Source organism: Salmonella sp. NW722 (assembly GCF_051702785.1).
GTDB classification, from domain to species: Bacteria; Pseudomonadota; Gammaproteobacteria; order Enterobacterales; family Enterobacteriaceae; genus Salmonella; species Salmonella enterica.
In genome coordinates this window covers 163,186-187,954 of the sequence record NZ_JAMMIN010000003.1, presented here as the reverse complement: position 1 = coordinate 187,954, position 24,769 = coordinate 163,186, and the positions used below count along the sequence as shown (strand labels likewise).

At 53.6% G+C, this 24,769-nt stretch carries 22 protein-coding genes and 1 riboswitch; of the genes, 9 read left to right on the top strand and 13 right to left on the bottom strand.

All coding sequences use genetic code 11. The features are described 5' to 3' along the window. Nucleotides 1–41: 41 nt before the first annotated feature. Nucleotides 42–662, bottom strand: a complete 621-nt coding sequence (locus tag NA330_RS08615; protein ID WP_000877504.1) for a YdcF family protein — start codon at nt 660–662, stop codon at nt 42–44. Nucleotides 663–1,179: 517 nt separating this feature from the next. On the opposite strand from NA330_RS08615, the gene NA330_RS08610 reads away from it, so the two are divergent. Next, nucleotides 1,180–1,599, top strand: a complete 420-nt coding sequence (locus NA330_RS08610) for a DUF4751 family protein (RefSeq protein WP_023241674.1) — start codon at nt 1,180–1,182, stop codon at nt 1,597–1,599. A 5-nt stretch (nt 1,600–1,604) separates the two neighbouring features. On the opposite strand, the gene araD is transcribed toward NA330_RS08610, so the two are convergent. From araD to araB, 3 genes are all read right to left on the bottom strand, one after another. Further along, nucleotides 1,605–2,300, bottom strand: coding sequence for an L-ribulose-5-phosphate 4-epimerase (gene araD, locus NA330_RS08605; RefSeq protein ID WP_023241675.1), 696 nt, complete (start codon nt 2,298–2,300; stop codon nt 1,605–1,607). 140 nt (nt 2,301–2,440) lie between these two features. Beyond that, a complete protein-coding gene (gene araA, locus NA330_RS08600; RefSeq protein ID WP_023241676.1) occupies nt 2,441–3,943 on the bottom strand; it encodes an L-arabinose isomerase in 1,503 nt (500 codons plus the stop codon). Nucleotides 3,944–3,953: 10 nt separating this feature from the next. Next, nucleotides 3,954–5,663: a ribulokinase gene (gene araB, locus NA330_RS08595; protein WP_023241677.1), complete on the bottom strand. Its 1,710-nt coding sequence runs from the start codon at nt 5,661–5,663 to the stop codon at nt 3,954–3,956. Nucleotides 5,664–6,003: 340 nt separating this feature from the next. Between araB and araC the strand changes: the two genes are divergently transcribed. Together araC and NA330_RS08585 are read left to right on the top strand one after the other, a co-directional pair. Then, complete coding sequence (gene araC, locus NA330_RS08590; protein WP_000852387.1) at nt 6,004–6,849, top strand: arabinose operon transcriptional regulator AraC; 846 nt, start codon at nt 6,004–6,006, stop codon at nt 6,847–6,849. A 118-nt stretch (nt 6,850–6,967) separates the two neighbouring features. Further along, on the top strand, nt 6,968–7,735 hold the full coding sequence (locus NA330_RS08585) for a DedA family protein (protein ID WP_001148369.1): 768 nt from the start codon (nt 6,968–6,970) through the stop codon (nt 7,733–7,735). A 38-nt stretch (nt 7,736–7,773) separates the two neighbouring features. Here NA330_RS08585 and thiQ read toward each other — a convergent pair whose 3' ends face one another. From thiQ to sgrR, 4 genes are all read right to left on the bottom strand, one after another. Then, nucleotides 7,774–8,481 carry a thiamine ABC transporter ATP-binding protein ThiQ gene (gene thiQ / locus NA330_RS08580; RefSeq protein ID WP_000915976.1) on the bottom strand — a complete coding sequence of 236 codons (708 nt, stop codon included), beginning with the start codon at nt 8,479–8,481 and terminating at the stop codon, nt 7,774–7,776. Continuing rightward, nucleotides 8,465–10,075, bottom strand: coding sequence for a thiamine/thiamine pyrophosphate ABC transporter permease ThiP (gene thiP / locus NA330_RS08575; protein WP_000235635.1), 1,611 nt, complete (start codon nt 10,073–10,075; stop codon nt 8,465–8,467). The genes thiQ and thiP overlap by 17 nt, the downstream gene beginning before the upstream one ends. Next, a complete protein-coding gene (gene thiB, locus NA330_RS08570; protein WP_000915326.1) occupies nt 10,051–11,034 on the bottom strand; it encodes a thiamine ABC transporter substrate binding subunit in 984 nt (327 codons plus the stop codon). The genes thiP and thiB overlap by 25 nt, the downstream gene beginning before the upstream one ends. A 31-nt stretch (nt 11,035–11,065) precedes the next feature. Next, nucleotides 11,066–11,165: riboswitch (TPP riboswitch) on the bottom strand. Nucleotides 11,166–11,211: 46 nt separating this feature from the next. Continuing rightward, nucleotides 11,212–12,870 (bottom strand): HTH-type transcriptional regulator SgrR, encoded by a 1,659-nt coding sequence (gene sgrR / locus NA330_RS08565; RefSeq protein WP_001139028.1) that lies wholly within the window; start codon nt 12,868–12,870, stop codon nt 11,212–11,214. 92 nt (nt 12,871–12,962) lie between these two features. Here sgrR and sgrT point away from each other — a divergent pair, with 92 nt between their 5' ends. Further along, nucleotides 12,963–13,085, top strand: a complete 123-nt coding sequence (gene sgrT, locus NA330_RS08560) for a glucose uptake inhibitor SgrT (protein WP_001248755.1) — start codon at nt 12,963–12,965, stop codon at nt 13,083–13,085. Between the two features lie 334 nt (nt 13,086–13,419). Here the strand turns inward: sgrT and leuD are convergent, their stop codons facing one another. The 5 genes from leuD to leuL form a co-directional block, all read right to left on the bottom strand. Next, nucleotides 13,420–14,025, bottom strand: a complete 606-nt coding sequence (leuD, locus tag NA330_RS08555; RefSeq protein WP_000818267.1) for a 3-isopropylmalate dehydratase small subunit — start codon at nt 14,023–14,025, stop codon at nt 13,420–13,422. Between the two features lie 10 nt (nt 14,026–14,035). Then, nucleotides 14,036–15,436 (bottom strand): 3-isopropylmalate dehydratase large subunit, encoded by a 1,401-nt coding sequence (gene leuC, locus NA330_RS08550; protein ID WP_001140632.1) that lies wholly within the window; start codon nt 15,434–15,436, stop codon nt 14,036–14,038. Between the two features lie 2 nt (nt 15,437–15,438). Further along, entirely contained in the window at nt 15,439–16,530 is a 1,092-nt protein-coding gene (leuB, locus tag NA330_RS08545; protein ID WP_000042336.1) for a 3-isopropylmalate dehydrogenase, read from the bottom strand. Continuing rightward, on the bottom strand, nt 16,530–18,101 hold the full coding sequence (gene leuA, locus NA330_RS08540; protein WP_000082819.1) for a 2-isopropylmalate synthase: 1,572 nt from the start codon (nt 18,099–18,101) through the stop codon (nt 16,530–16,532). Before leuA ends, leuB begins: the two co-directional genes overlap by 1 nt. 87 nt (nt 18,102–18,188) lie before the next feature. Beyond that, nucleotides 18,189–18,275: a leu operon leader peptide gene (leuL, locus tag NA330_RS08535; protein ID WP_001575587.1), complete on the bottom strand. Its 87-nt coding sequence runs from the start codon at nt 18,273–18,275 to the stop codon at nt 18,189–18,191. Between the two features lie 656 nt (nt 18,276–18,931). Between leuL and leuO the strand changes: the two genes are divergently transcribed. The 5 genes from leuO to mraZ all read left to right on the top strand — a co-directional run bounded on the left by leuO (nt 18,932) and on the right by mraZ (nt 24,768). Next, nucleotides 18,932–19,876 (top strand): transcriptional regulator LeuO, encoded by a 945-nt coding sequence (gene leuO, locus NA330_RS08530; RefSeq protein ID WP_001115420.1) that lies wholly within the window; start codon nt 18,932–18,934, stop codon nt 19,874–19,876. A gap of 321 nt (nt 19,877–20,197) precedes the next feature. Further along, nucleotides 20,198–21,922, top strand: a complete 1,725-nt coding sequence (gene ilvI, locus NA330_RS08525) for an acetolactate synthase 3 large subunit (protein ID WP_000425612.1) — start codon at nt 20,198–20,200, stop codon at nt 21,920–21,922. Nucleotides 21,923–21,924: 2 nt separating this feature from the next. Continuing rightward, nucleotides 21,925–22,416, top strand: a complete 492-nt coding sequence (gene ilvN, locus NA330_RS08520) for an acetolactate synthase small subunit (RefSeq protein ID WP_001563086.1) — start codon at nt 21,925–21,927, stop codon at nt 22,414–22,416. 283 nt (nt 22,417–22,699) lie between these two features. Further along, nucleotides 22,700–23,704 carry a catabolite repressor/activator gene (cra, locus tag NA330_RS08515; protein ID WP_000762406.1) on the top strand — a complete coding sequence of 335 codons (1,005 nt, stop codon included), beginning with the start codon at nt 22,700–22,702 and terminating at the stop codon, nt 23,702–23,704. Nucleotides 23,705–24,309: 605 nt separating this feature from the next. Further along, nucleotides 24,310–24,768: a division/cell wall cluster transcriptional repressor MraZ gene (mraZ, locus tag NA330_RS08510; protein WP_000488294.1), complete on the top strand. Its 459-nt coding sequence runs from the start codon at nt 24,310–24,312 to the stop codon at nt 24,766–24,768. Nucleotide 24,769: the final 1 nt, after the last annotated feature.

Genomic DNA, 24,769 nt, shown 5'->3' with positions numbered 1-24,769 from the left:
TGATTACCTGTCTAAAAAATTCACGCTAATTATAACCTGTTTTAGGGGGTAATACTGTTATTTTGTACAGGCATATAACGTAAAAGCCGATATCCGCTGTAATAAAAAGTTTCTCGCAGTAAGAAGCGGGTTTTCGCCCACCAGGATTTATAGCGGGTGGATCGCGTGGGTGATGAGCGGCTATCGATACCATTATCCTGAGCGATAGTTTTCAGACGCAGCATATGCAGCGGATCGCTGACCAGTAACGCTGTGCGCCATTGTTGTTGTCGCAGTATCTGTTTTGCGTAACGAATATTTTCGCGCGTCACGGTAGAGCGCTCTTCAATAAAAATCGCCTTAGCCGGAATGCCTTTTTCCAGAACGTATTGACGGGCTATCGCCGCGTCGGAAACCGTTGCGCCAGCGCCGTAGCCGCCCGTTAATACCAACGCGCGGACAATGTGTTGTTGGTAAAGCCAGATGGCATGATCCAGTCTGGCCTGAAAAACGGGAGAAGGCGTTTTTCCGCTAACGCCTGCTCCTGCGACAATCGCGCAGTCAGCTATGCGCGTCTGGTTTTGCTGACTGAACTGATAAATAGCGATGGCATTATGGATAAACACCGTAGCCATAATGAGAATTATGCCTGCCGCGATTCTGATGATGTAGCGATATTTCATGAATGAGTTCGTTCCCCGTGACGGGTGTAATGGATATTTTAACGATAAAAGGGCTTTTAGCGTCAGATATTTTTGCTGACGTATATTTATCAATATAATGATGCCGGTATATACAGCAGATATAATTATCCTATAACTGCTAATTTTGAATCATGTTTATTTACCATTTTTACCCATGTATTAGCCGTTTTGTGTCAAGTCTGTTTTCATACATTAAGTATTTTTCAGAAAGGCGCTTGTTCGAATCTGTTACTTATTTCTCGGATTAACAAAAAAGCGATATTTTTTGTTTGTTTTACTTAATGAAAAGTGTAACAATTTCATTTGGAACATCCGCACCGTCAGGTAGAAATATAATATTCCAATTGGCCGCTATGGTTAAATAAAAATGGATTACAGTGCGAATTCGTCGGGAACTCTCTGCATAATTTAATTTTTATTTTAGAATATAATTTTATTTTGACTTTCGGGTGCGGGTGTTTTTATCAAAATTTGTGGTATTCGGGAATGATCTTTTATGAATGTGAGTATGCAGGCGCGTCTGGTAGGGAGCGACCGTTATCTTTTCGTCAATACTCAACGCGCTAACCCTTCCATAAAAACCGTGAGTCGATTTTTTGAGTATAAAACATGGACAGAACAAATTTGGCGTACCGAGATTATTGAAAACGGCAATGCTTTTTTTCACTGGCAAGGACACGACAGAAAAAACGGACATCGGGATACCATTATTAACTATCTGTTAAATGGGCAACGCTGGCAGTCAACAATCGAGGATTATATTTTCTTCCATGCGCTGGAAGGAAAAGTGTTGCAGGGATATTATGATAATATTATTGAATATGTGAGTTCTGATCATTACGTCTATCAAAGCGCATTTGCTGAATATATCACCGACCAGATTCATCAACGCGCCCCCCATGGGACGCGTTTTTAGAGGCATTACTGCCCGTAATAGGCTTTTGCGCCGTGTTTGCGTAGATAGTGTTTATCCAGCAGGGATTGCTGCATGTCGGGCAACTGCGGCGCAAGCTGGCGGCAGAAGATCCCCATATAGGCCACTTCTTCCAGCACGATGGCGTTATGCACTGCATCCTCGGCATTTTTACCCCAGGCAAACGGGCCGTGCGAATGGACAAGCACGCCGGGCATTTGAGCAGCGTCAATACCTTGTTTTTCAAAGGTTTCAACAATGACATTGCCCGTTTCCCATTCATACTCGCCATTAATTTCCGCCTCGGTCATTTTGCGAGTGCAGGGAATCGTACCGTAGAAATAGTCGGCATGGGTGGTTCCCATCGCCGGAATCGGCTGACCCGCCTGCGCCCAGATAGTCGCGTGGCGCGAATGGGTGTGTACGATGCCGCCGATAGTCGGAAATGCCTGGTACAACAGACGGTGGGTTGGCGTATCGGACGACGGTTTCTTATGACCTTCAACGACTTCACCGCTCTCCAGACTGACCACCACCATATCGTCAGCGGTCATGACGCTATAATCGACGCCGGACGGCTTAATCACCAGTACGCCGCGTTCGCGATCGACGGCGCTGACGTTACCCCAGGTGAGGGTGACCAGGTTGTGTTTTGGCAGCGCCAGATTAGCTTCCAGTACCTGGCGTTTGAGATCTTCTAACATTGTTTTCTCCCTGCCGGATGGCGCTTCGCTTATCCGGCCTACGAGCGACGGTGTGCCGGATGGCGACACAAATGCCTTATTCGACCTACAGGACCGTAGGCCCGGTAAACGCAGTGCCACCGGGCATTCAGACTCCACTTTTAGCGTTTTAAACCGTAATACACCTCGTTCCAGCGCAGCGCGTCCTTAAAGGCCGGCAGACGGGTATCGTTATCAATCACCGCGATTTCGATATCGTGTATTTCTGCGAACTGGCGCATATCGTTCAGATCCAGCGCGTGGCTGAAGACGGTATGGTGCGCGCCGCCAGCCAGAATCCACGCTTCGGAGGCGGTCGGCAGATCCGGCTGCGCCTTCCACAGCGCGTTAGCCACCGGCAGTTTCGGCAGGGAGTGCGGCGTTTTTACGGTGTCAATGCAGTTGACCAGCAGGCGATAACGATCGCCGAGGTCGATCAGGCTGGCGACGATCGCCGGGCCGGTTTGGGTATTGAAAATCAAACGCGCCGGATCTTCCTTGCCGCCAATGCCGAGGTGCTGGACGTCGAGGATCGGTTTCTCTTCCACCGCGATGGACGGACACACCTCCAGCATGTGCGAGCCGAGCACCAGATCGTTGCCTTTCTCGAAGTGGTAGGTGTAATCCTCCATAAATGAGGTGCCGCCCTGCAGACCGGTTGACATCACTTTCATAATGCGAAGCAGAGCGGCGGTTTTCCAGTCGCCTTCGCCCGCAAAGCCGTAGCCCTGTTGCATCAGACGCTGTACGGCCAGACCCGGGAGTTGTTTCAGGCCGTGCAAATCTTCAAATGTCGTCGTAAAGGCGTGAAAGCCGCCCTGTTCCAGGAAACGCTTCATACCGAGTTCAATACGCGCCGCTTCTCGCACGTTCTGGCGTTTATCGCCGTGGATTTGGGTGGCGGGCGTCAGGGTATAGCTGCTTTCATACTCGTCAATCAGAGCGTTGATATCGCCGTCGCCGATAGAATTCACCACCTGCACCAGATCGCCGACCGCCCAGGTATTGACCGAAAAGCCAAATTTGATTTGCGCGGCCACTTTATCACCGTCAGTCACTGCGACTTCACGCATATTGTCGCCGAAGCGGCAGACTTTTAGCTGGCGAGTATCCTGTTTAGAGACCGCCTGGCGCATCCAGGCGCCGATACGCGTATGGGCCTCTTTATCCTGCCAGTGACCGGTGACGACCGCGTGCTGCTGACGCATCCGCGCGCCGATAAAACCGAACTCGCGGCCGCCGTGCGCAGTCTGGTTCAGGTTCATAAAGTCCATATCGATGCTGTCCCACGGCAGGGCGGCGTTAAATTGGGTATGGAATTGCAGTAGTGGTTTGTTAAGAATACTCAGCCCGTTGATCCACATTTTGGCCGGGGAGAAGGTGTGCAGCCAGACCACCAGCCCTGCGCAGCGATCGTCATAATTGGCGTCACGACAAATGGCGGTAATCTCATCCGGCGAGGTGCCCAGCGGTTTTAATATCAGTTTACATGGCAGTTTGGCTTCGGTATTCAGCGCGTTGACCACATGCTCGGCATGTTGGGTGACCTGACGCAGGGTTTCTGTGCCATACAAATGCTGGCTGCCAATCACAAACCATACTTCATAATTATCAAAAATCGTCATTGTCGTGTCCTTAATGAGTCAGGATTGCCTGATTGGCCGGGGTCGTTGGCGCCGGCGCGGCAGTCGGAAGATAATGTTGTTCTGCGCTTAGCGCCCACTGCTGGTAGCGGCGGTAAAGCTGTTCGAAGCGTTGCGCCTGTTCAGGGTGGGGGCGCAGAGTGCGTTCTACCGCGCTTGCCATGCTTTGCTGGGCGGCAGGAATATCGGCATGGACTTTCGCAGCGACGGCGGCAAAGATAGCGGCGCCTAATGCGCAACACTGGTCGGAAGCGACGATCTGCAACGGACGATTCAGTACGTCGCAGCAGACCTGCATAATGACCTGATTTTTACGGGCGATGCCGCCAAGCGCCATCACGTTATTGACCGCGATACCTTGATCGGTAAAACACTCCTGAATGGCGCGCGCGCCGAAGGCGGTCGAGGCGACCAGACCGCCAAACAGCGCTGGCGCGTCGGTGGCGAGATTGAGATCGGTAATGACGCCTTTCAGACGCTGATTAGCATTGGGCGTGCGGCGACCGTTAAACCAGTCGAGCACCACCGGCAGGTGATCCAGGGACGGATTTTTCGCCCAGGCGTCGGTGAGCGCTGGCAGTAGCTGCTTCTGGCTGGCGTTAATCTGGGGTTTCAGTTCCGGGTGCTGCGCGGCAAGTTGTTCCAGCGGCCAGCTCAACACGCGGCTAAACCAGGCGTAGATATCGCCGAAAGCAGATTGCCCCGCTTCCAGACCGATAAAGTTCGGCACCACGCTGCCGTCAACCTGACCGCAAATGCCTTTCACGGCGCGATCCCCGACGCTCTGTTTATCCGCAATCAGAATGTCGCAGGTAGACGTGCCGATGACTTTTACCAGCGTATTGGACTGTGCGCCCGCGCCGACCGCGCCCATGTGACAGTCGAACGCGCCGCCGGAAATCACCACGCTTTCCGGCAAGCCGAGGCGCTGCGCCCATTCGGCGCACAGGGTGCCCACGGGCAGATCGGCGGTGAAGGTTTCGCTAAATAACGGGTAGCGCAGATGACGGTTAATGCACGGATCGAGTTCATCAAAGAAGCTCGCGGGCGGCAGACCGCCCCAGCTTTCATGCCACAGTGTTTTGTGCCCGGCGCTGCAGCGGCCACGGTGGATATCCTGCGGGCGAGTGGTGCCGGAAAGCAGCGCCGGCACCCAGTCACACAGTTCAATCCACGAGACGGCGGCCTGCGCGACGGCGCTATCCTGACGGGTAACGTGCAGAATCTTCGCCCAGAACCATTCGCTGGAGTAAATGCCGCCAATATAGCGGGAGTAGTCGACCTTGCCTGGCTTATGGCACAGACGAGTGATTTCGTCGGCCTCTTCCACGGCGGTGTGATCTTTCCACAGCACAAACATCGCATTCGGGTTCTCGGCGAACTCCGGACGCAGCGCCAGGACGTTACCGTCGGCGTCAATCGGCGCTGGCGTAGAGCCGGTGCTGTCAACGCCAATGCCAACGACATTTGCGCGTTGCGCGGCGCTTAATTGTGCCAGAACGGCTTTCAGCGCGGCCTCCATTGACTCCATGTAGTCGCGCGGATGATGACGGAACTGGTTGTTCGGGCCGTCGCAATAACGGCCTTCTTGCCAGCGCGGATACCACTCTACGCTGGTGGCGATCTCGTCGCCGGTGGCGCAGTCCACTGCCAGAGCGCGCACTGAATCACTGCCAAAATCGAGGCCAATTGCAATTGCCATCGTCTTACTCCATCCAGAAAAACAGGTATGGAGAAACAGTAGAGAGTCGCGGCAAAAACCGTCAGGCAGGATCCGCTAATCTTATGGACAAAAATGCTAATGCTTTGCAAAGTGTGACGCTGTGCAAATATTCAATGTGGACATTCCAGCCATAGTTATAGACACTTCTGTTACTTAATTTTATCGCCTGAACTGTACGCTTTTGTTACAAAGCGCTTTTCACAAGCGGGGTTGATACGTGCTTTCATCAAGCGCAAGGTCTTGCGGAGACGTAAGCACTGTCGTCCTGGTCAATATGGACAATTTGTTTCTTCTCTGAACATCGGGGGGTAGAGAAATCATGGCTGAAACGCAAAATGATCCGCTATTGCCGGGATATTCATTTAATGCCCATCTGGTCGCCGGACTGACGCCAATTGAAGCGAATGGATATCTGGATTTTTTTATCGATCGTCCGTTGGGCATGAAGGGATATATTCTTAACCTGACCATCCGCGGAGAGGGCGTCATTAATAATAATGGCGAGCAGTTTGTCTGTCGGCCTGGCGATATATTATTGTTTCCGCCGGGCGAGATTCATCACTATGGACGGCATCCGGACGCCAGCGAGTGGTATCACCAGTGGGTTTATTTCCGGCCTCGCGCCTACTGGCAGGAGTGGCTGACCTGGCCGACAATCTTTGCCCAGACAGGATTTTTCCGCCCGGACGAGGCGCGCCAGCCGCATTTCAGCGAACTGTTCGGGCAGATCATCAGCGCCGGGCAAGGAGAAGGTCGCTATTCTGAGCTACTGGCGATCAATCTGCTGGAGCAGTTGTTGCTCAGACGTATGGCGGTAATTAATGAGTCGTTGCATCCGCCGATGGATAGCCGTGTGCGCGATGCCTGCCAGTATATCAGCGACCATCTGGCGGACAGCCATTTTGATATCGCCAGCGTCGCCCAGCATGTCTGCCTGTCGCCCTCCCGGTTATCGCATCTGTTCCGCCAGCAGTTAGGCATTAGCGTATTGAGCTGGCGCGAAGATCAGCGTATCAGCCAGGCGAAACTCCTGCTTAGCACCACGCGAATGCCGATAGCGACCGTTGGGCGCAATGTTGGATTTGACGATCAGCTCTATTTTTCGCGGGTATTTAAAAAATGCACCGGGGCAAGTCCTAGCGAGTTCAGGGCCGGATGTGAATAAAAAGTGAATGATGTGTCCACAAAGATGTCATAAGCCGTAACTATTCGGATAATTGACGGCTTGACGAAGGGGGACGGGGTAAGCAGAATCCCTGCTTCATCACGCTGACGGACACACTATGCAAGCACTGCTGGAACACTTTATCACCCAATCCACTCTGTATTCGCTTATCGCCGTGTTGCTGGTCGCCTTCCTGGAATCGCTGGCGCTGGTGGGGTTGATTTTACCCGGCACGGTACTGATGGCGGGGCTGGGCGCGCTTATCGGCAGCGGCGAGCTCAATTTTTGGCATGCCTGGCTGGTGGGTATTATCGGCTGTCTGATGGGCGACTGGATTTCGTTCTGGCTGGGGTGGCGCTTTAAAAAGCCGCTACACCGCTGGTCTTTTATGAAAAAGAACAAGTCGCTGCTGGATAAAACCGAACACGCGCTGCATCAGCACAGTATGTTCACGATCCTGGTCGGACGTTTTGTCGGTCCGACGAGGCCTCTGGTGCCGATGGTGGCAGGGATGCTGGATCTTCCCGTGGCGAAATTTATTGGGCCGAACTTGATTGGCTGTTTGCTGTGGCCGCCGTTTTATTTCCTGCCGGGCATTCTGGCGGGAGCGGCAATCGATATTCCTTCCGATATGCAGAGCGGAGATTTCAAATGGCTGCTGCTGGCGACGGCGTTGCTGCTGTGGGTCGGAGGCTGGCTATGCTGGCGGCTGTGGCGCAGCGGCAAAGCGGCAGTCGATCGTTTAACCGCGTATTTCCCCCGCAGCCGTTTGCTGTATCTGGCGCCGTTGACGCTCGGGATCGGCGTGGTCGCGCTGGTGGTGCTGGTTCGCCACCCGCTGATGCCGGTATATATCGATATTCTGCGCAAAGTTGTGGGTTACTAACGATTCCTTTGCCGGATGGCGGCTTCGCCTTATCCGGCCTACAAAATATGGGATTTGATGCCCAATAGCGCTGAGGCGCTGGCCTGACCGCTTAGTAGCTCGTCTGTTTTGCCTTGCCACGCAATGCGTCCGTCGGCGACGACGATTGACCGGGGCGCAATTCGCGCCGCATCTTCCACGCTGTGCGAGACCATCAACAGCGTGAGCTGTCGCTCGCGGCAGATATCGCTGACCAACGTCAGCATCTCCTGGCGCAGCGCGGGATCGAGCGCGGAGAACGGTTCATCCAGCAGCAGTACCGGCTGTTCACGTACCAGGCAGCGCGCCAGCGCTACCCGCTGACGCTGACCGCCGGACAGCTCGCCCGGTAAACGCGTCATCAGACTCTCAATGCCCATCTGACGTGCGATAGCGTCCCGTTTTTCCCGCTGGCTGGCGTTGAGCGTTAACCCGGGGTTTAGCCCCAGACCGATATTTTGCTGCACATTCAGGTGGCTGAATAAATTATTCTCCTGAAACAGCATTGAGACCGGACGGCGTGAGGGCGGCGTAAGCGTATGATCTTCACCGGCAATCAGTAACGTACCGCTGGCAGGCGCAAGAAAACCGGCAATTAAATTCAACAACGTGCTTTTCCCCGCGCCGCTGGGGCCAAGAATCGCCACCTGCTCGCCGCGTTCTACCGCCAGCGTAAAACGCATCGGCAAATGATGGTAAAGCCAGGTGATATCAATCAGTTTTAGCATGTCGGCCCGGTAGTTTCTCTATGAGGGTAAATAACGTAAAGCAGAGCAGCAGCAGTATCAGCGCGGTCACCGCGCCGTCCTGGCTGCGGTAGGAGCCGATCTGCTGATACAGATAAAACGGCAGCGTGCGGAAATTGTCATTGCCGAAAAGCGCGACGACGCCAAAATCACCGATAGAAAGTACGCAGGCAAACGCCAGCGCCTGCGCCAGCGGACGTTTCAGCGCCCGCAGTTCCACGACCTTTAACCGCGACCAGCCTTCAATTCCTAATGACTGGCACAGCATTCCATAACGGGCGGTAATATCGCGCATTGGGTTTTCCAGGACTTTTAGCGCGTAGGGGATTGCCATCAGCGCATTGGTGAAAATCACGATGCCGTCGGCGGATTCCGGTAAGCCAACGCTGTTATTGAGCAGTAAAAAGAAGCCTGTCGCCAGCACGATCCCCGGCATCGCGAGGATCAACATCCCGCTGAGTTCCAGCGTTTGTCCGGCGAATAGTTGCTGGCGTTGGCGTAGCTCGCGGCTACTCCACAGCAGCATCATGGTCAGCACCACACACAGAACGCCCGCCGCCAGCGCAATGCGTAGCGATGTCCAGACAGCCTGCCACAGAATGGGTTGCGCCAGCACCTCCGGCAGGCTGCGGTTGACGCCATCGACCACCACGGCGACCAGCGGCGGAAGCAGCAGCAGCAGCGCCAGCACGATTAATAAGGCGTCCGTCAGACGGCTGTGGAGACGATCGTCAGGATCGCGCCAGCCCTGCGTCAGCGTCATCCCCGGGGCAATCGCTTTGCTCAACCGTTGGCTTAGCAGTACCAGCGCCAGGCAGCAGACCATCTGGATTAATGCCAGCATCGCCGCGCGGGCGGGATCGTAGTCATAACTGAGCGCCTGAAAGATAGCCAGTTCGATAGTGGTGGCCTGCGGGCCGCCGCCGAGCGACAGGACCGTTGCGAAACTGGCGAAGCAGAGCATAAAAATCAGCGCCGCGACGGGCGGAATTTGGCGGCGCAGCCACGGCCATTCGACAAAACGGAAAAAATGCCAGCCGCGCATACCGAGCTGGGCGGCGAGCTGGCGCTGCTCGCCGGGAATGCTTTCCAAAGATTGCAGCAACAAACGGCTCGCCATTGGCAGGTTAAAAAAGACGTGCGCCAGTAAAATGCCCTGCAAGCCGTAGGGGGAGAATGTCCACTGAAGCCCCAGCATCTGCCACAGCGAGGCCAGCCAGCCCTGACGGCCATACACGCTAAGAATGCCGAACACGGCAACCAGTACCGGCAGAATCAGCGTCATGGCGCACAGACGCAGCAGCGCCAGACGTCCAGGAAAACGGCGTCGATAAAGCGCGCGGGCGAGAAAAACCGCCGGGACCACAGACAGCACTGCGGACAGAAACGCCTGCCAGAATGAGAAGCGCACCACATGCCACAGGTAGCTATCCCGCCAGATTGTCGACCACGCGCCCGACGGCGCGTTCAGCCAAAGCGCCAGAAAGGCCGCCAGCGAGACGGTTATCATCAGCGCGGCGGCGCACAGCCCCGGAATCAGCCAGCCGGGAATTAACGGCTGACGGCGCGTTGCCATTCGCTAATCCATGCCTGGCGTTGTGCTGCCACTTGTTGCGGCGTGAATTCCAGCGTTGTGGCGGGTTTTGCCAATGATTCAAACCCTGCTGGTAGGGCGACGTCCGCTACCGGGTACATCCAGTTGCCGGTGGGTATGGCGTTCTGAAACGCCGGAGAAACCATAAATTTGAGGAATTTCTCCGCCAGTTCCGGCTGCTTACTGGCGACGGTACGCGCCGCGACTTCTACCTGTAAGTAATGGCCTTCGCTGAAGTTCGCGGCGGCGTAATTGTCCTTCTTCTCTTCAATAATGTGATACGCCGGAGAGGTGGTGTAACTGAGCACCAAATCGCTTTCACCTTTCAGAAATAAACCGTAGGCCTCGCTCCAGCCTTTCGTCACCGTCACCGTTTTGGCCGCCAGTTTTTGCCAGGCCTGCGGCGCGTTATCGCCATAAACTTTGCGCATCCACAGTAACAGCCCCAGCCCTGGCGTACTGGTACGCGGGTCCTGATAAATCACCCGCCATTTTTGATCGCTCTCGACCAGTTCTTTCAGGCTTTTCGGCGGATTTTTCAGCTTGCTTTTATCGTAGACAAAGGCGAAATAGCCGTAATCGAACGGCACAAATGTGTCGTTTTTCCAGCCGCCGGGCACCTTGACCGCCTCATTCGCCACGCCGCTTTTGGCAAAGAGTTTAGTTTGCGTGGCCGCTTCCAGCAGATTGTTGTCCAGCCCCAACACCACATCGGCTTTGCTGTTCTTCCCCTCCATCCGCAGGCGGTTGAGCAGCGAAACGCCATCCTCCAGCGCCACCAGTTTCAGCTCGCAGTTGCAATCGGCTTCAAACGCTTTTTTCACCGCCGGGCCTGGCCCCCAGTCGGCGGCGAACGAGTCGTAGGTATAGACGGTGAGAACGGGTTTGGCGAAAGCAGGCGCCGCGCACAGGAGTAAAAGCGGAAGATATTTTTTTAACACTTTGCACCTCAGTTAAAGAGTGGCAAAGGACTTGAGAGGTAGCCTCAAATCCCTTCGCCGGCATTATCCGGATCAGGTTCGACGGGTATTTTCTCAGCGCGCGCATGAGCGCGGCACCCCGTTGAGTTCGGCGTTAGTGTAGTGATTTTGTTGCCGGGCAGCAATCAAGAGCTGGCGTTAAGGATCTGGCGGCGCAAACCACGCCGATTTAAAATCAAACCAGCCGAGGGTATTCATGCGCAGCCCGCGCATACTGCGCTGTCCCTGGATAATCAGCCAGTGGTGGATCAGCGGCACAATCGCTTTGTTGGCCAGCAGTTGCTGGCACCAGTTCGCCAGGTTCATCTCGCCAGCGCGCCACTGCGCGGCGTCGTCCTGCCAGTCGCGCGGAATGCAGTTCTGCAAGAGCGGTACTTCGCACAGGTGCGCGAACAGCGAGAAATCCAGCGGCAGCGTAAAGTTAGCGCTATTGAGCCAGATATCGCTTTCGATCTCGCCGGCGTGCCATTGATCGTAGTCGATCTCCTGAATATGCAAATGCACCTGATGTTCAGCCAGAAGCGCGCTCATGATACGGGCGATAACCCGGTGCTCAATGTGTTCGCGATAGAAGGTCAGCGTGAGGGTTTCCAGCCCGGCGGGTTTTTCGCCCGGGCCTGGACGGGCGTGATGCCAGCGCGGTAAAAGCCCATAGGCCGGGAACCAGAGCTGCTGTAGCGGTTCATCTGCATGATAGAGTAAATTGGTGGGGGAGAGGACGTGGCTTACCCATTCTCTGACCTGCGGATGCGCGCCGCGCGGCGTTCTGGCGTCGAATAGCAGGTAATAGCACCCCTCTTCCAGTCGGCTTTCTATCGCTTTTTCACCGCCTTGTATCGGCCCTTCCAGCATCAAGCCGCAGGCCGGTTCTTCACTGATATCCGGCAGTACCCAGACGTTCACTTCGTCTATCAACGCCCGATAGCCGAAGTAGTCATCAAAGGCGAGTATCTTGAGCTGGTTCGGCGTATTACGCCGCACGGCATAAGGCCCGGTGCCGATAGGGTGGCTGGCGAAATTAGCCAGCGTTTCCCACTCCCGCGGCAAAATCATCGCCGGGACCTGGCCCAGCAGCCACGGCAACCAGCGATCCGGCTGGGAAAGATGAATATCCAGCGTCCACGCGGTAGGGGAGTCTATCTTTGTGATGTGCGAGTAAAGCGGAAGCGTATTGATACGCGTCAGCGAGGCGATGACATCTTCCATCTCCAGCTCGCGGCCATGATGAAAATGAATGCCGGGGCGCAGGTAGAAGCGCCACAGTAAAGGGGAAATTTGCTGCCAGTGGTGCGCAATGTCCGCTTCCAGTTCCCCGTTTTCCTCATTTACCCGCGTGAGCGAACTGAAAATTTGCCGGGCAATATGGGTTTCCGAGCGGCGTAATGCGGTTCCCGGCAGGAGATTGTGCATCGGACGATAGTAAAGAACCCGCAGAATATGCCGCCCCTGGCGGAAGCTGCGTCCCAGATGGGAAATCAGCATTTGCCTGACAGCGCTTTTATCGCCGACCAGTTGTACCAGTTGATCGATTCGATCTTGTTCCAGCAGGTCTTCCGCCCGCTGCTGTTGCAGCGCCAGTCCGGTATACAGGAACGTCAGACGCGAACGCTTTCCGCGTCCAACCTCGGCCTCCCATGTTAGCCAACCGCGCGCCTGCATCGTATTTAGCAGCGTACGCATATGGCGACGCGAACAGTTCAGCAGATCCGCCAGCTCATTAAGCGTGGTGTCTTGCGTTTTACCGTCACAACATTGCCAGAGACGGATAAATTGTTGTTGCAGGCGACCTGAGGGCATAAAAGGGGAACTCCGATGAAAAACTCAGCAATTTTATTATCCCTATATTAGGCCAATAATATCTTTCGATGAAGCAAGAGGAAGAGGTCACTATGCGCCAGTTCTGGTTGAGATATTTTGCCGCGACGGAAAAAACGTCCTGGCTGGCTTGCCTGAGCGCGCCGCAGCGCTTAAAAATGCTCGCGGAACTGATGCAGTGGGAGGCGACCGATTGAAGCCAATTGCAGACATCATGTGTGACTGAGTATTGGTGTAGGCGATAGCCTAAAATCACCCGCCAGCAGATAATATCTGCTGGCTTTTTTTATTTCGGCTGTTTCTGGATGACGACGATGGGACGGCGTCTCAACGGGATTTATACGGCGGTTTCTGTGGTCACGCGGGGGTGAGCGGGCGAGTAAAAGACGTATAAAAAATGCCGGAATATCCCCGGCATGAGCGACTGATGAGTAACCCGGCGCTTGATGGCGCTACGCTTATCAGGCCTACAGGATATAGTGGCAACCTGGTGATATTGCATAACCTGTAGGCCCGGTAAGGCGTGAAAGGTTACCGCATAAATGCCGGTTGTTTATTTTCGTAGGCGGCAATCGCGTCTTCGTGCTGTAGCGTCAGCCCGATGCTGTCCAGACCGTTCAACATGCAGTGGCGGCGGAAGTCGTCGATTTTAAAGCTGTAGGTCTTATCGCCTGCTTTCACCACCTGTGCTTCCAGATCCACTTCAAATTTAATGCCCGGATTGGCTTTCACCAGAGCAAACAGTTCATCGACCTGTGCGTCGCTCAGGGTTACCGGCAGCAGTTGGTTATTGAAACTGTTGCCGTAGAAGATGTCGGCGAAGCTTGGCGCGATCACCACTTTAAAGCCGTAATCGGTCAGCGCCCACGGCGCGTGTTCGCGCGACGAGCCGCAGCCAAAGTTTTCCCGCGCCAACAGTATCGACGCGCCTTGATATTCCGGAAAGTTCAACACGAATTCCGGATTTGGCTGTTGGCCCTTTTCGTCCAGGAAACGCCAGTCGTTAAACAGATGGGCGCCAAAACCGGTGCGCGTAACCTTCTGCAAAAACTGTTTAGGGATAATTGCATCGGTATCGACGTTGGCGGCATCCAGTGGGACAACCAGGCCGGTATGCTGGGTAAATTTCTCTGCCATGGTAGTTTCCTTATTTGATGCTGCGAATGTCGGCGAAGTGGCCGGTAACGGCGGCAGCGGCGGCCATCGCCGGGCTGACTAAATGCGTGCGACCCCCGCGGCCCTGACGACCTTCAAAGTTACGGTTGCTGGTGGAGGCGCAGCGCTCGCCCGGGTTCAGGCGGTCATTATTCATGGCCAGGCACATGGAACAGCCCGGTAAGCGCCATTCAAATCCTGCTTCGATAAAGATCTTGTCCAGACCTTCCGCTTCCGCCTGCGCTTTCACCGGACCTGAACCCGGCACTACCAGCGCCTGCACGCCAGGCGCAACTTTGCGCCCTTTGGCGACTTCCGCCGCCGCGCGCAAATCTTCAATGCGCGAATTGGTACAAGAGCCGATAAAGACTTTATCGATAGCAACGTCCGTTAACGGTACGCCCGGCTGTAAGCCCATATAAGCCAGCGCTTTTTCGGCGCTGGCGCGTTCAACCGGATCGCTAAAGGAGGCGGGATCGGGGATGATGTCGGTGACGGAAATCACCTGGCCCGGATTCGTGCCCCAGGTCACCTGCGGCGCGATCTCTTCTGCCCGCAGGGTGACGACAGTATCAAAGGTCGCGCCGTCATCGGTTTTCAGCGTTTTCCAGTACTCGACGGCTTCGTCAAAATCGCGGCCCTTCGGCGCGTGCAAACGCCCTTTTACGTAGTTGAAAGTGGTTTCATCCGGGGCGACCAGACCGGCTTTGGCGCCCATCTCAATCGCCATATTGCACAGCGTCATGCGGCCTTCCATACTCAGCGCGCGGATAGCGTCGCCGCAAAATTCAACCACGTGCCCGGTGCCGCCGGCGCTGCCGGTTTTACCGATGATCGCCAGCACGATGTCTTTGGCGGTAATGCCCGGCGCGGCGTTGCCCGTGACTTCAATCTTCATGGTTTTAGCGCGCCCCTGTTTCAGGGTTTGCGTCGCCAGTACATGTTCTACCTCAGAAGTGCCGATGCCGAAGGCCAGCGCGCCAAACGCGCCGTGGGTGGCGGTGTGGGAGTCGCCGCAGACGATGGTCATGCCCGGCAGGGTGACGCCCTGTTCCGGCCCCATCACATGGACGATGCCCTGATACGGGTGATTCAGGTCATACAGCTCGACGCCGAACTCGTTACAGTTCTTAATCAGCTCCTGCATCTGGATACGCGCCATTTCACCGGAAGCATTAATGTCTTTAGTCTGCGTCGAGACGTTGTGATCCATCGTGGCGAAGGTTTTCCCTGGCTGACGTACCGGACGATGGTGCGCGCGCAGACCGTCAAACGCCTGCGGAGAGGTGACTTCATGCACCAGGTGGCGGTCGATGTACAGCAGCGGCGTTTCGTTTGGCGCCTCAAAGACCACGTGGGCATCAAATAATTTTTCGTATAACGTTTTGGCCATGATTACACCCCTTCTGCGACATAGCGGGCGATAATATCGCCCATCTCATCGGTACTGACTGCGGCAGCGCCCCTGGCTAAATCGCCGGTGCGAACGCCCTCTTCTAATGCGCGATTGATCGCCTGTTCAATGGCCGTTGCCGCATCGTTGGCATCCAGGCTGTAGCGCAGCAGCAGCGCCAGCGACAGGATCTGCGCAATTGGATTGGCGATATTTTTCCCGGCGATATCCGGCGCGGAGCCGCCAGCCGGTTCATACAGGCCAAATCCTTGCTCGTTCAGGCTGGCGGAGGGCAACATCCCCATTGAGCCGGTGATCATGGCGCATTCGTCGGACAGAATGTCGCCGAACAGGTTAGAGCACAGCAGTACGTCAAACTGCGACGGGTCTTTAATCAACTGCATGGTGGCGTTATCGATATACATGTGCGCGAGTTCCACATCGGGATACGTTTTCGCGACATCGTTGACGATCTCACGCCACAGGATAGAGCTTTGCAGTACGTTGGCTTTATCAATAGAGGTGACTTTACGGCGGCGTTTACGCGCCGATTCAAAGGCGATACGGGCAATGCGCTCGATCTCAAAGCGGTGATAAACTTCGGTATCAAAGGCTTTTTCGTACTGACCGCTGCCTTCACGGCCTTTTGGCTGTCCGAAATAGATCCCGCCGGTCAGCTCGCGCACGCACAGGATATCGAAACCGTTAGCGGCGATATCGGCGCGCAACGGGCAAAATGCTTCCAGTCCCTGATACAGTTTCGCCGGACGCAGGTTACTGAATAATTTGAAATGTTTGCGCAGCGGCAGCAGGGCGCCGCGCTCTGGCTGGCTTTCCGGGGGCAAATTTTCCCATTTCGGGCCGCCGACGGAGCCAAACAGAATGGCATCCGCCTGCTCGCACCCTTCAACGGTGGCTTTCGGCAGTGGATGACCATGATTGTCGATAGCAATACCGCCGACGTCATAGCGGCTGGTGGTGATACGCATATCAAAACGGCTGCGTACCGCATCCATAACTTTCAGGGCTTGCGCCATGACTTCCGGGCCGATACCGTCGCCCGGCAGTACGGCAATATGATAGTTCTTCGACATTACACGGTTTCCTTGTTGTTCTCTTTATTTTGAGCTTTGCGTTGCAATTCTTTTTCAACTTCGGCGGCGCGCCAGATATTGTTCAGTACGTGCACCATCGCTTTGGCGGAGGATTCGACGATATCCGTCGCCAGCCCGACGCCGTGGAAGCGGCGACCATGATGGTTCACGACGATATCGACCTGACCCAGCGCGTCTTTGCCCTGGCCTTTGGCGTTCAGGTCGTATTTAACCAACTCAACGTCGTAGCCAGTGATGCGGTTAATCGCCTGATAGATGGCGTCGACCGGGCCGTTGCCGTTCGCCGCTTCGGCCTTGATCTCTTCACCACAGGCCAGCTTCACGGAAGCGGTGGCGATATCGCTGGAGCCGGACTGCACGCTGAAGTAATCCAGACGGAAATGCTCTGGTTCTTCTTGCTGTTTATTAATAAACGCCAGCGCTTCCAGGTCATAGTCGAACACCTGGCCTTTTTTGTCCGCCAGCTTCAGGAACGCGTCGTACAGGTGGTCCATGTTGTAGTCTGTGTCCTTGTAACCCATCTCTTCCATGCGATGTTTCACGGCGGCACGGCCAGAGCGGGAGGTCAGGTTCAGCTGTATCTGGTTCAGACCGATGGACTCTGGCGTCATGATTTCATAGTTTTCGCGGTTCTTGAGGACGCCATCCTGGTGGATGCCGGAAGAGTGGGCAAAAGCGCCGCTGCCGACAATCGCTTTGTTGGCCGGGATCGGCATGTTACAGATCTGGCTGACGGTCTGGCTGGTGCGCCAGATTTCGTGGTGATTGATGTTGGTGTGTACGTTCATGATGTCTTTGCGCACTTTAATCGCCATGATCACTTCTTCCAGTGCGCAGTTACCGGCACGTTCTCCGATACCGTTCATCGCGCCTTCAACCTGACGCGCGCCCGCATGTACTGCCGCCAGCGAGTTGCCTACTGCTATCCCTAAATCGTCGTGGGTATGAACGGAGATGATAGCTTTGTCGATATTGGGGACACGTTCATACAGGCCGGAAATGATTCCCGCGAACTCAAACGGCATGGTATAGCCCACGGTATCGGGAATATTAATGGTTCTCGCGCCGGCGTTTATAGCGGCTTCCACCACGCGCGCCAGATCGTCAACAGGCGTCCGGCCAGCATCCTCGCAGGAGAACTCTACGTCATCAGTGTAATTACGCGCCCGCTTAACCATGTATACCGCGCGTTCGATGACCTCATCCAGCGTGCTGCGCAGCTTGGTGGCGATGTGCATTGGCGAGGTGGCGATAAAAGTATGGATGCGAAACGCGTCGGCGACCTTCAGCGCCTGTGCCGCGACGTCGATGTCTTTTTCTACACAACGCGCCAGGGCGCAAACGCGGCTGTTTTTAATGGTGCGGGCGATGGTTTGGACGGATTCAAAATCACCCGGAGAAGAGACCGGGAAGCCCACTTCCATGACATCAACACCCATGCGCTCAAGGGCCAGGGCAATCTGCAGCTTCTCTTTCGCGCTCAGGCTGGCCTGTAACGCTTGTTCGCCGTCGCGTAAGGTCGTATCAAAAATAATGACTTGCTGGCTCATGATGTGGTCCTTGTCTCCAGGGGCGCCTTGCGTCAGGCATAAAAAAACCCGCGCAACGGCGCGGGTTTTGTTTGACTTCGAGCTGACTTAATGTTGAATGCCGCCCACCGGTCTACCGCGCACAATAAATGCGTTGAGTAGTAGTAGCCCAGTGAAACGAACGATATGTGACATTAATTCAGCTCCAGCGAATGCGTTATGCTTTTAGTGGTACTGGATATGCCGTTTAATGTCAACTCTATTTTCTGTCGCCATTGCATTTTGTTGACGATATCCGGATACGTACTTTAGCTAATTGTGCTGGGCTGCGCGTCCAATAAAGGATAAAAGAACGAGTGGACATTCATACTTTTCATTGTTTGAAATATTTAGGCATTTTTGTTTGCAAATTGGTTAGGGGAATGGACTGTTAAAGGTATGCTAAAGGTTTGGTTTATCTTTTTGATTTGTTTTATATTTTAACAAATAACCTTGTTTACTTAATGGATAAGGATAAAGTTATTGATAAATTAATGTTAACTTTTTAGCTATTAATAATATAAACATTTAATTGAAACTTAAATGATCATTCACTTGGTGTATGATTGTGTATTCGCCATAGTTATGGTTATATTGCTTGCGTAATTTAAACATTATGAATCGCAATGGTGTGACTCAGGACACATTACGCTTGCGCTGGCATTCTATTTGTCTCTGTCAGCGTCTTTATGTTTTCCGAATTTTAACGCTTTCCCTTTTTCTTATTTTATATGCATGGTAAATCATATTTTCAGGAATTATTTCTGCCTTCAGCCAGAAAAAGGGAGTTAAGCGTGACAGTGGAGTTAAATATGCCAGAGGTCAAAACCGAAAAGCCGCATCTTTTAGATATGGGCAAACCACAGCTTCGCATGGTTGATTTGAACCTATTGACCGTGTTCGATGCGGTAATGCAAGAGCAGAATATTACGCGCGCCGCCCACACGCTGGGAATGTCGCAGCCTGCGGTCAGTAACGCCGTAGCGCGTCTGAAGGTTATGTTTAATGACGAACTTTTTGTTCGATATGGACGAGGAATTCAGCCGACTGCCCGTGCATTTCAGTTATTTGGTTCAGTCCGTCAGGCGTTACAATTGGTGCAAAATGAATTGCCGGGATCGGGGTTTGAGCCGACCAGCAGCGAACGTGTATTCAATCTTTGCGTGTGCAGTCCGCTGGATAATATCCTGACGTCACAGATTTATAATCGTGTAGAAAAAATTGCGCCAAATATTCATGTCGTTTTTAAAGCGTCGTTGAATCAGAATACTGAGCATCAGTTACGCTATCAGGAAACCGAATTCGTTATTAGTTATGAAGAATTCCGTCGTCCTGAGTTTACCAGCGTACCGCTATTTAAAGATGAAATGGTTTTAGTCGCCAGCCGAAAACACCCGCGTATTAGCGGCCCGCTACTGGAAGGCGATGTTTATAATGAACAACATGCGGTTGTTTCTCTCGATCGTTATGCGTCATTTAGTCAGCCGTGGTATGACACGCCGGATAAACAGTCGAGCGTGGCTTATCAGGGCATGGCGCTTATCAGCGTTCTGAACGTGGTTTCGCAGACGCATTTGGTCGCTATTGCCCCGCGCTGGCTGGCGGAAGAGTTTGCGGAGTCGCTGGATCTGCAAATATTGCCGTTGCCTTTAAAACTGAATAGCCGGACATGCTACCTTTCCTGGCATGAAGCGGCTGGGCGTGATAAAGGGCACCAATGGATGGAAGATTTATTAGTTTCTGTTTGTAAGCGATAAAACCGGGCAGAATAAATCAGAAACAAATTCTGGTTTATTCTGCTTTTTAGCGTATATAAAAAATTTTATGCTGAATTAACGGTGAGCGATTCTTTTCGTCGTTGTGAAAAATAGATGAATTGCTGTAAGTCTGCATTTATAAGCGATTATTTATTACCTGGTGTGATTCAGACGGAGTATTTCTCCATTTCTTCTCTTCTTGCCTCCTGATTATTCTAACCTTCCCCATCTTTACGTCATTCCACCCAATTGCCAGGCGTGATAGCGAGCGGTTAAGGTGTCCGTCAAACCGTGATGACAGGTATAAAGTGGAGGCAAGCCGTGGAGATGTTGTCTGGAGCCGAGATGGTCGTCCGATCGCTTATCGATCAAGGCGTAAAGCAGGTGTTCGGCTATCCTGGAGGCGCAGTGCTTGATATTTATGATGCGCTACATACCGTTGGAGGGATCGATCATGTGCTGGTGCGTCATGAGCAGGCCGCGGTGCATATGGCGGATGGCCTGGCGCGAGCCACTGGCGACGTTGGCGTGGTGCTGGTGACTTCCGGACCGGGAGCGACCAATGCGATTACCGGGATTGCTACGGCCTATATGGATTCCATTCCGCTGGTGATTCTTTCCGGCCAGGTCGCCACCTCATTGATTGGCTATGATGCCTTTCAGGAGTGCGACATGGTGGGGATTTCCCGACCGGTGGTCAAACATAGCTTCCTGGTCAAACAGACGGAAGATATTCCCCAGGTGCTTAAAAAGGCCTTCTGGCTGGCGGCAAGCGGACGTCCTGGGCCGGTGGTCGTGGATTTGCCGAAAGATATTTTGAATCCGGCGAAAAAAATGCCGTATGCCTGGCCGGAGACGGTCAGTATGCGCTCTTACAATCCCACAACATCAGGACATAAAGGACAAATTAAGCGTGCCTTGCAAACGCTGGCGTCGGCAAAAAAGCCGGTGGTCTACGTTGGGGGAGGGGCGATAAGCGCGGCCTGCTATGCGCCGTTGCGCCACATCATTGAAACCTTTAACCTGCCGGTGGTCTCTTCATTAATGGGACTGGGCGCGTTTCCTGCTACTCATCGCCAGTCGTTAGGAATGCTGGGAATGCATGGCACTTATGAAGCCAATATGACCATGCATAACGCCGACGTGATTTTCGCTGTTGGCGTACGATTTGACGACCGCACGACGAATAATCTCGCTAAATATTGTCCGAACGCGACGGTATTACACATCGACATTGACCCGACGTCCATATCCAAAACGGTTAACGCTGATATCCCGGTGGTGGGCGATGCCCGCCTGGTACTGGAACAAATGCTGGAGCTACTGGCGCAGGATGCGCCGTCTCAGCCGCAGGATGATATTCGCGACTGGTGGCAGCAGATAGAGATCTGGCGCGCCCGTCAGTGCCTGAAATATGACGCGGAAAGCGAAAGTATTAAACCCCAGGCGGTGATTGAAACCCTCTGGCGTCTGACGAAGGGCGACGCTTACGTGACGTCCGATGTAGGACAACACCAGATGTTTGCCGCTCTCTATTACCCGTTCGATAAACCACGTCGCTGGATTAATTCCGGCGGGCTCGGCACGATGGGTTTTGGCCTACCGGCTGCGCTGGGCGTTAAAATGGCCCTGCCGAAAGAAATGGTGGTCTGCGTGACCGGCGATGGCAGTATACAGATGAACATTCAGGAGCTGTCGACAGCCTTACAGTATGAACTACCGGTACTGGTTCTGAACCTGAACAACCGTTATCTGGGGATGGTGAAACAGTGGCAGGATATGATCTATTCCGGTCGCCATTCTCAGTCTTATATGCAGTCGTTACCGGATTTTGTGCGCCTGGCGGAAGCATATGGCCATGTCGGGCTGCAGATTAACCGTCCGGATGAGCTGGAAAGTAAACTCAGCGAAGCCCTTGAGCATGTGCGTAATAACCGACTGGTGTTCGTCGATGTCACCGTTGATGGCAGCGAGCATGTCTATCCAATGCAGATTCGCGGGGGCGGGATGGACGAAATGTGGTTAAGCAAAACGGAGAGGACCTGATGATGCGCCGGATTTTATCGGTATTACTGGAAAACGAATCTGGGGCGTTATCGCGGGTTATCGGCCTCTTTTCGCAACGCGGATATAATATTGAAAGCCTGACCGTCGCGCCGACAGACGATCCGACGTTGTCGCGCATGACTATCCAGACGGTAGGCGATGAAAAAGTGCTTGAGCAAATTGAAAAGCAACTGCACAAGCTGGTTGATGTGCTGCGCGTCAGCGAGCTGGGACAGGGAGCGCACGTTGAGCGGGAAATCATGCTGGTGAAAATCCAGGCCAGCGGCTACGGACGGGAAGAGGTGAAGCGTAATACGGAAATTTTCCGTGGTCAGATTATTGACGTTACGCCAACGCTGTATACCGTTCAACTGGCGGGCACCAGCGACAAACTGGATGCTTTTCTGGCCTCGCTGCGCGACGTGGCGAAAATTGTTGAAGTGGCGCGTTCAGGCGTCGTCGGGCTTTCGCGCGGCGATAAGATTATGCGCTGAGCAGATTCGCCGGATGACGACGCGGTTGCGTTTTATCCGGTCTACAGGCTGATATCTGGCCCAGGTCCGATAAGCGTAGCGCCATCAGGCAGGTTTGCCGGATATCAGCCAACAGGAATTATCGCCCAACCCAATATCACCGGTTGGGCTTTTTTTTGCGAAATCCGTGGTAACCCGGAATAAAAGCGGTTGCCGGAGTGATCAAACTGCGCTTAGATGTTAACGATTTTAACCCATGCCGACATAAAGGTTATGGTTTGTACAATTTACACAAGGGGCAATTGTGAAACTGGATGAAATCGCTCGGCTGGCCGGTGTCTCGCGCACAACTGCAAGCTACGTTATAAACGGTAAAGCAAAGCAATACCGCGTGAGCGACAAAACCGTAGAAAAAGTCATGGCGGTAGTGCGTGAGCACAATTACCATCCTAACGCTGTGGCTGCCGGGCTGCGTGCTGGACGCACACGTTCCATTGGTCTGGTGATCCCGGACCTTGAAAACACGAGCTACACCCGTATCGCAAACTATCTTGAGCGCCAGGCACGCCAGCGTGGCTACCAACTGCTGATCGCCTGTTCTGAAGATCAGCCGGATAACGAAATGCGCTGCATTGAGCACCTTTTGCAACGCCAGGTGGATGCAATCATTGTTTCAACTTCGTTACCGCCGGAGCATCCCTTCTATCAACGCTGGGCCAACGATCCATTCCCCATCGTCGCGCTCGACCGCGCGCTGGATCGCGAACATTTCACCAGCGTGGTCGGCGCCGATCAGGATGATGCCGAGATGTTGGCGGAAGAGCTGCGTAAATTCCCGGCGGAAACGGTGCTTTATTTGGGCGCGCTGCCGGAGTTGTCCGTCAGTTTCCTGCGCGAGCAGGGGTTCCGCACCGCATGGAAAGACGATCCGCGGGAGGTGAATTTCTTATATGCCAACAGCTATGAGCGCGAAGCCGCCGCGCAGCTGTTTGAGAAATGGCTGGAAACGCATCCTATGCCGCAGGCGCTCTTTACGACATCATTCGCGCTATTACAGGGCGTGATGGACGTTACGCTGCGGCGCGATGGAAAACTGCCTTCGGATTTGGCGATTGCGACCTTCGGCGATCATGAGCTGCTGGATTTTCTGCAATGCCCGGTACTGGCGGTGGCGCAGCGTCATCGCGATGTCGCGGAACGCGTGCTGGAGATTGTGCTGGCAAGTCTTGATGAACCGCGTAAACCGAAACCCGGCTTAACGCGTATTCGGCGAAACCTGTATCGTCGCGGCATTCTGAGCCGTAGCTAAAGGACCGGCGGTAAAAGACTCTCTCTTCTGCCGCCGTCAAACAAATGCGTATCAGTAAAAATATCCCTTAAATAATTAAGATTATTCCTTAAAATTATCCGAAAATTCTTTTTTATTACCTTTCTTTTGTCCGAAATCGTCCATATTCCACTAATTAAGACGTAACGAGTCTTTTCCTTTGTCTTGTTTTGTTACAAGCAGGCAAGAAATCGTCGAATTAACAGCCACTTTTTGTCTTTGGCGCGACAGTCGCTCGTAGGCGCTGGTATAGCAGGCGCCGCACACGTTAAACAGGCACTGTTAACACGGTGCAATATGTCCTAAAATGCCGCTCGCGTCGCAAACTGACACTTTATATTTTTCTCGGATTATATTGAGTCCGTTTTAAACGGCGGTGGGTCTTTGGTTTTTTTCTTACAAATATTCATAACGTTAATTTGACTTGCACGCTGGGTGGAAATTAATCAACGCAGATATTCGCCGTAAACATTGGCTTTTTTACTTAGGTAAGCGTTGTGACTTGCTTGACAAGCTTTTCCTCCGCTCCGTAAACTCCTTCGAGTGGGAATTTGTGGGATAAAGTGGTAAGAAGGGGTGAGACTGGCATGTTCCGGGGGGCAACGTTAGTCAATCTCGACAGTAAAGGGCGCCTGACCGTGCCGACCCGTTATCGGGAGCAACTGATCGAGAGCGCTACCGGTCAAATGGTATGTACCATTGACATCCATCACCCATGCCTGCTGCTTTACCCCCTGCCTGAATGGGAAATTATTGAGCAAAAGTTATCTCGTCTGTCGAGCATGAACCCGGTAGAACGTCGCGTACAGCGTTTACTGTTGGGCCATGCCAGCGAATGTCAGATGGATGGTGCAGGTCGATTACTGATCGCGCCAGTTCTGCGGCAACATGCCGGACTGACGAAAGAAGTGATGCTGGTTGGACAGTTCAACAAATTTGAGCTGTGGGATGAAACGACCTGGTATCAACAGGTCAAGGAAGATATCGACGCTGAACAGTCAGCTACCGAAACGTTATCGGAGCGGCTGCAGGACTTGTCTCTATAAG